The organism is Kitasatospora sp. MBT66 (genome assembly GCF_000710405.2).
In the GTDB taxonomy this organism is placed as follows: Bacteria; Actinomycetota; Actinomycetes; order Streptomycetales; family Streptomycetaceae; genus Kitasatospora; species Kitasatospora purpeofusca.
Genome location: NZ_JAIY01000016.1, coordinates 615614 through 622823, shown reverse-complemented (window position 1 = coordinate 622823; position 7210 = coordinate 615614). Strand labels below are relative to the sequence as shown.

Annotated in this window: 5 protein-coding genes and 1 pseudogene; all 6 read left to right on the top strand. The window is 74.8% G+C overall.

Going from position 1 to position 7210, the window contains the following annotated elements; genetic code table 11:
• Positions 1 to 1263 (top strand): PLP-dependent aminotransferase family protein (locus BI06_RS38640; RefSeq protein WP_043476025.1); only part of this gene is annotated, 1263 nt, incomplete at its 5' end.
• 163 nt (positions 1264 to 1426) lie between these two features.
• Positions 1427 to 1936, top strand: a complete 510-nt coding sequence (locus tag BI06_RS38635) for a hypothetical protein (protein ID WP_030398196.1) — start codon at positions 1427 to 1429, stop codon at positions 1934 to 1936.
• Positions 1937 to 2230: 294 nt separating this feature from the next.
• The gene (locus BI06_RS38630) at positions 2231 to 3091 is read left to right on the top strand and encodes a DUF1963 domain-containing protein (RefSeq protein WP_030398197.1); all 861 of its coding nucleotides are present in this window, start codon (positions 2231 to 2233) and stop codon (positions 3089 to 3091) included.
• A gap of 134 nt (positions 3092 to 3225) precedes the next feature.
• Entirely contained in the window at positions 3226 to 4308 is a 1083-nt protein-coding gene (locus BI06_RS38625; protein ID WP_051742780.1) for a hypothetical protein, read from the top strand.
• A 507-nt stretch (positions 4309 to 4815) separates the two neighbouring features.
• Entirely contained in the window at positions 4816 to 6222 is a 1407-nt protein-coding gene (locus tag BI06_RS38620; RefSeq protein ID WP_043476022.1) for a family 2B encapsulin nanocompartment shell protein, read from the top strand.
• A 610-nt stretch (positions 6223 to 6832) separates the two neighbouring features.
• Positions 6833 to 7210 (top strand): annotated as a pseudogene (locus BI06_RS47290) (hypothetical protein); the annotation flags it as partial.

Sequence of the window (7210 nt, the reverse complement as noted above, 5' to 3'; positions counted from 1 at the left end):
ATCGCCCGCAACACCGCCGCCGACGCCTACGCCGAACTGGTCGCCGAGGGCTGGCTCACCGCCCGGCAGGGCTCCGGCACCACCGTCGCCGAACGGGCCGAACCCGTCCCCCCGACCCGGGCCCGCCGTTCCTCCCGCCCGCCGCGCCCCGCCCACGACCTGCGGCAGGGCCAGCCCGACGCCGCCGCCTTCCCGCGCACCGCCTGGCTGGCCGCCGGGCGCCGGGCGCTCACCGCCGCGCCCAACGAGGCGTTCGGGCCCGGCGATCCGCAGGGCCGGCGCGAACTGCGCGAAGTGCTCGCCGACTACCTCGCCCGGGCCCGCGGGGTCCGCACCGACCCGGACCGGATCGTGGTCTGCTCCGGCTTCGCGCACGCGCTGCGGCTGCTGTTCGACGGCCCGCGCGCGGTGCTCCCGGCCCGGACGGCCGGGTCGCTCGCCGTCGAGGGCTACGGGCTGGCCTTCCACCGCGGGCTGCTGGCCGCCGCCGGGGCCACCACCCGCCCGCTCCCGCTCGACGAGCACGGCGCACGGGTGGGCGGACTGGCGGAGGACCCGGAGATCCGCACGGCGCTGCTGACGCCCGCCCACCAGTTCCCGACCGGTGGACCGCTGCACCCGGGCCGCCGCGCGGCGGTGGTCGACTGGGCGCGCGGCCGCGGCGGACTGGTCCTGGAGGACGACTACGACGGCGAGTTCCGCTACGACCGGCAGCCGGTCGGCGCCCTGCAGGGTCTGGACCCGGAGCGGGTGGTCTACCTGGGGACGGCCAGCAAGAGCCTCAGCCCCGCGCTGCGGCTCGGCTGGATGGTGCTGCCCGACCACCTGGTGGACCGGGTGCTCGCGGCGAAGGGCGAGCGGGAGGCCTGGGCCAGCGCCCTGGACCAGTTGACCCTCGCCGAGTTCATCGACTCCGGCGGCTACGACCGGCACGTCCGGCGGATGCGCCGCCGCTACCGCGACCGCCGGGACCGGCTGGTCGGCGCGCTGGCCGAGCACGCCCCGCACATCGAGGTCACCGGGATCGCGGCCGGGCTGCACGCGGTGCTCCGGCTCGCGCCCGGGACCGAGCGCTCGGTGCTCAAGGCCGCCGCCTACCGGGGGCTGGTCCTGGACGGCCTGGCCGACTACCGGCACCCGCTGCTCGCGGCGGAGGCGATGCCGGCGACGGACGGCCTGGTCGTCGGGTACGCGACCCCGCCGGACCACGCCTACCCGGCGGCGCTGGAGGCGCTCTGCGCCATCCTGCCGCCGCCGCTCTGAGGGGCGGGCGCGGAGGGTAGGCGTCCGGCGGCCGGGGAGTGGGCGGAACCGGGGCGTAATCGGGAGGTTATGGTCCGGGGCGTCCGCTCCGCTGTCATATGCCAGTACGGACCGGTGCGGAGGCGGGCCCCGGCGCGGGCACGGCCGCCTACGCTCTTTGGTCATGCGCACTTCATTTCTGAGCCGTACCGGCCTGCCCGCGATCCTCGCCCTCCTCATCGGCCTGCTGCTGTCGGCCACCCCCGCCCACGCGGACACCCCGTTGCTGTCGGTCTCCGTCGACAAGACCACGGCCACCCCCGGCTCGGACGTCACCCTGACGCTGACGCTGACCAACCCGCACGACACCGCCGCGTACTTCGTCTACGAGTCTGTCCAGCCGACCTACACCACCACGCTGAACACCGGCCTGAAGTACGCCTTCTCCTCCTGCGGCGGCAACGTCACCGCCTGCGACACCGGCGCCACCAGCGGTCTGGTCCACCACTCCGTCCCGGTCGCCGCCGGCGCCACCACCACCGTCACCCTGACGTACACCGTCGGCACCGACTCGGTCTGCGGCAACGGCGCGCGGATCGACTTCTACACGTACCTCTACTACGAGTACGCCGCCGGTGCGGCCAGTGACTCCGGCATCTTCCAGGTCCCCGGCAACGAGGTCGTCTGCGCCTGAACCGCTCCGCTGAGCCGCACTGCTGAACCGCCCCGCTGAGCCGCACTGCTGAACCGCTCCGCCGAACCGCCCCCGTTGAACCGCTCCCACAGCCGGGCCGACCGGCCGACAGGTCGTCGGCCCGCTCCCCGTCAGGTGCCGATCATCCCCCCGTACCGGCACCTGACGGGGCCTTCGGCGTTCCCGCCCGCGGTTCCCGTCGTTACGCCCCGTCAGGTGCCGCCCGCCCTTCCCGCCCGCCGTGCGCCGGGGCGGCCGACCGGCGTTGTCGGACCCTCGTGGCAGGCTTGGCGCATGGCCGAACTCGTGACCACCGACAGCCCCGCGGCCGCGCCCGCCGAGGGCGCGCCGCCGATTCCGGGCGATGTCGCGGAGCTGATCCGGGCCCGGGTCGGCGAGCAGCCGGGTGCCCTGGTCGAGGGGCTGTTCCGCTCCTCCCTCGCCCTGGACCGACTGCCGGGCCCGGACTCCTCGAGGCCCGACTCCTCGGACCCCGCCGACGCGGCCGGCCTTCCCGCGCCGGACGCGGTGCCGGTCGGGCGGCTCGGCGGACTGCCCGCGCTCCCGGCGGGCACGGCCTGGCCGGAGGCCGGCGGCCGCCCGATGCAGCTGCTCGCCGAACTCGACTGCGCCGCCCTCGCCACGGCCTTCCGGTCCACCGGGCCGGGCGGGGAGGGCTGGCCGCTGCCCGCCGAAGGGCTGCTGCTCTTCTTCCACGACGAGTGGCTCTCCGACTTCACCGGCCGGGGATGCCGGGTGCTGCACGTCCCCGCGGGTGCGGAGCCCCGGCCGGCCCCGGCCGTCGAGCAGGGCGCACCCGTCGTCCCCGCCGTTCCGGTCCGGGCCGCCTGGGCGCTCTCCGCGCCCTCCTACCAGGACCAGGAGCTGGAGCGGCTGTTCCCGGACGACTTCCTGGTCGCCTTCGATCTCGCCCAGGACCTCGCCGAGCGGATGCCCCGGCCCGAGGTCCGGCTGCTGGGCTGGTGCGACACGGACACCGGCCGGCCCGAGGGCCACCGCCCGCTGCTCCAGATCGGGAGTGGCGCGCTGGCCGTCGACTGGGGCGAGTGCGTCAACGTCTCCTTCTGGATCTCCGAGGAGGACTTCGCGGCCGGCCGCCTCGACCGGGTCCGGCACGGTTTCGAGGTCGCCTGACCCCGGCCGCCCGGCAGGCGGGAGCCGGAGGGCTGGGCCTAGGGTGGAGGAAGGCCCGGGTGAGCGGTCGGCCGCGCGCGGTCGGACGCCGGTCCGGGCACGGCCGGAGCGTGCGGCGGAGCGGTGGGACGAACGTGGCCCCGAAGACAGACGCGAACCCCGAGCACCCGGACCCGGCACGACCGGAACACCCCGGGCGCCCGGGGCCCACTGGCGAGCCCGACACCCCGGCGGCCGCCCCGGACGCGGTCCCCGGAGCGGTGAAGGAGAGCGCCCCCGTCGCCGAGCTGGTGCGCTCGATGCGGGCCCACCCCGACCGGCTGCCGGAACTGCTCGCCGTCTTCGCCGTCCGCCACCGGGGCCCCCGGGCCGCGCGCCGGGTCGCGGCACTCCGCGCCGCCCACCCCGAGGCCACCACCGGCGACCTCGCCGCGCGGGCCGTCGACCACGCCCGGCTGGTCAGCCAGAGCGAGGGCGCCTTCGTCGGCGGGCCGTTCCTCTGGCTCATCCCGTTCGCCTTCTGCACCGCCCTGCTGGCCCAGGCGCAGCTGCTGCTGGAGCTCGCCGCCCTCGCCGGGAAGGACCCGGCCGACCGGGCCCGCGCCCCCGAACTGCTCGTCCTCCAGGGCGCCCACCCCGACCTCGCCGCCGCCGAGCGGGCGCTCGCGGCAGGTCCGGAGCCCGACGCCTCCCGTCCCCCCGGCCGCCTCCGGGGGTTCTGGGACCTGGTCCGGCGGATGGCCCGGCTGCTCGGCATCACCAGCGAGGACACCGACCCGCCGCCGTCCCGCTGGCGGTCGGCGGGGGAGTGGTCCCTGCTGGCGCTGGTCCTCCTGATGGGTACCGTCGCCCCGCTGGTCTGGCTCCCCTACATGGCGCTGTCCTACACCTGGGCCACCGACCGGCTCGCGGTCCGCGGGGTCGCCCACTACTTCGGCGGCGACCCGTTCGGCTGGCCCGGTCTGCACCGGGCCCGCGCCGACCCCGGGGTGGTGGCCGCGACGGGTCGGGCCCTGGCCGCGCTGCTCGTCCCGGTCGCGGCGGTGGCCGGGCTGCTGCTGGCCGACATCCGGCTCGCCGACAGCCGCTGGCCGGTGCTGGCCCTGGTCCTGATCGTCCTGTCCGTCACGGTGGGCACGCTCTGGTGGGTCGTGCACCGGCGCAACCTGCGGGCGGCCAGGCGCGCGGCCCGGTCGGAGCACGGTCCCGGGGGGTGACGACCTGCTTCCCTGCGCGGCGGCCCTGGTTCGGCGGCGGGGCGGGGCGCGCGGAGGTGCCCGCGGCGGGCCGATCGGCACCCGGATTCGCACTGTGTTCGAGCATCGAACAGATGTCCGCAAGGCCCGTACCCCATCGGTCGGGGTGCGGGCCTTCGCGCTGCTCCGTTCGGGTGGGGTGAATCGTTCCTACGTCTGGACGATTCGCATGCGCAGAAACGTGACGGCCCACCGGTGCAAGGGCGACGGATTCAAACCTTCCGATCGGAGAGATTCACCCAATCGGGGGGCACTCGGTTGTCGTACGGGATGGGCCGTGTGGTGGTGATCTAGGGTTCCGGTGGATCGCCCGAGCGGGCGCACCGCATCGCGAAGACAGTCAACACCCGCACCGATACGCGTATCTGATGATCCGTCGACACCTGGTCCCCGGCTGCCGCCGGTCGCGCGACGGGTCGGCGTGACTGATCACACGTGACTGATCACACGAAATGGAGAACCCTGCCGATGACCGTGGAGACGGCCCCGGAGACACCGCAGGTGGCGCAGTCGAGCCTGACGACGGCTGCTGCCCGCAATCTCGCCACCACCACGAAGTCCGCGCCGCAGATGCAGGAGATCACCTCCCGCTGGCTGCTCAAGGTGCTGCCCTGGGTGCAGGCCGCCGGTGGTGCCTACCGGGTCAACCGCCGACTCACCTACACCGTCGGTGACGGCCGGGTCGAGTTCATCAAGACCGGTTCCCAGGTCCGGGTCATCCCCCAGGAGTTGGGTGAGCTGGCGCTGCTGCGCGGGTTCGAGGACGACGAGGTGCTGACCGCGCTGGCCGACCGCTGCGAGCAGCGCGACTTCGGTCCGGGCGAGGTGCTCGCCGAGCGCGGTGAGGCGGCGGACCGCATCTTCCTGATCGCGCACGGCAAGATCAACCAGATCGGCACCGGCAAGTACGGTGACGAGACGGTGGTCGGCGTGCTCGGTGACGGCGACCGCTTCGGCGAGCAGTCCGTGCTGGACCAGGACGCCGTCTGGGAGTTCACCGCGAAGACGGTGACCGCGGGCACCGTGCTGTCGCTGCCCCGCCGTGACTTCGAGCAGATCCGGGACAACTCGCCCGCGCTCCAGGAGCACCTCACCGCCTTCCTGGCCCTGCCGCTCCAGCGCCAGAACGAGCGCGGCGAGGCCGAGATCGCGATGTCCGCCGGCCACCACGGCGAGTACCAGCTGCCGGGCGCCTTCGTGGACTACGAGCTGAAGCCGCGCGAGTACGAGCTGAGCGTCGCGCAGACGATCCTCAAGGTGCACACCCGGGTCGCCGACCTCTACAACCAGCCGATGAACCAGATCGAGCACCAGCTCCGGCTGACCATCGAGGCGCTGCGCGAGCGCCAGGAGCACGAGCTGGTCAACAACCCGGAGTTCGGTCTGCTCAACAACGCCGACTTCGCCCAGCGGATCCAGACCCACTCCGGCCCGCCCACCCCGGACGACCTGGACGAGCTGCTCAGCCGTCGCCGGGACCCGGACTACCTGCTCGCCCACCCGCGGGCGATCGCCGCGATCGGCCGTGAGCTGAACGCCCGCGGGATCTACCCGCACCACGTCGACCTCGGCGGCCAGCAGGTGCCGGCCTGGCGCGGTGTGCCGATCCTGCCCTGCAACAAGATCCCGATCAGCAAGGACAACACCAGCTCCATCCTGGTGATCCGGACCGGCGAGGACAACCAGGGCGTCATCGGTCTGCACCAGACCGGCCTGCCGGACGAGTACCAGCCCGGCCTGTCGGTCCGTTTCATGGGCATCGACGAGAAGGCGATCATCTCCTACCTGGTCAGCGCCTACTACTCGGCCGCGATCCTGGTGCCGGACGCCGTCGGTGTCCTGGAGAACGTCGAGATCGCGCACGGCCGCCACTGAGTGACCTGCCACTGAGCCGCGCGCCACGGCGTGGCGTCGCAGCGTCGGTCCGCTCGCACGCCCGGGGCGCGCGCCCCGGGGCGGCCGTAACCGGCTCTCCGCATGATCGTTTCACCTGATGCCGGACGGCCCGCCCACTGCGGCGGGCCGTCCGGTGTCGGCCCCCCTTCCGGCGTGGGCCGGTCCTCCTGACGACACGAGAGGTGCATGGAGCCCATGCCGCAGCACCAGCCGCCCCGGCGGATACCGATGGACGGGGCACCGTGACCGCGGACCGGGCGTCGGCGGACGGCGCCCCCCGCAGCCGCGCCGTCTTACCCGGAACCGGCCCCGCCAGGGACGCCGACCCGCGGGCGCGGAGGGTCCGACTGGCCGGAGCGGCCGCCGGTGTGGTCGCGCTCTGCGCGCTGCTGACCGGCTCGGCCACCGCCCGCTCCTCGACGGACCGGCAGGGCGGGCACCCGCACGGTCCGGTCGTCCACACCTGTGTCCACACCGGTACGGACGTTTCGGTCGGGGTGGGCCGGGACGGCGTGGACACCGAGGTGGACGTGGACGTGGAGGTCGGCGTGGACGTCGACCTCTCCGGGATCCTGCACCACCCGAAGCCGTGGCCCACCAGGCCCTGGCCGCCGAGGCCGACGCACCACCACCCCTGCCCCACGCCGACGCCCACACCCACCCCGACTCCCACGCCGACGCGGACGACGCCAACGCCGACTCCGACGCCGACTCCCACGCCCACGCCCACGCCCACGCACAGCCCCACCGTGACGCCCACGCCGACGCCCACAGCCACGCCGAAGCCGACCGTCACTCCCACGACCACCCCCACCCCGGTGCCGACACCGCCGCCGACTCCGACCCCGGCCCCGGTTCCGCCCGCGCCGACGCCGCAGCCCACCCCGCCGCCGGCGTCGCCCAGGCCGCCCGCGCCCACTCCGCCGCCACCGCCCTCGCCGAAACCGGTGAGCCCGCGGCCGTCGAC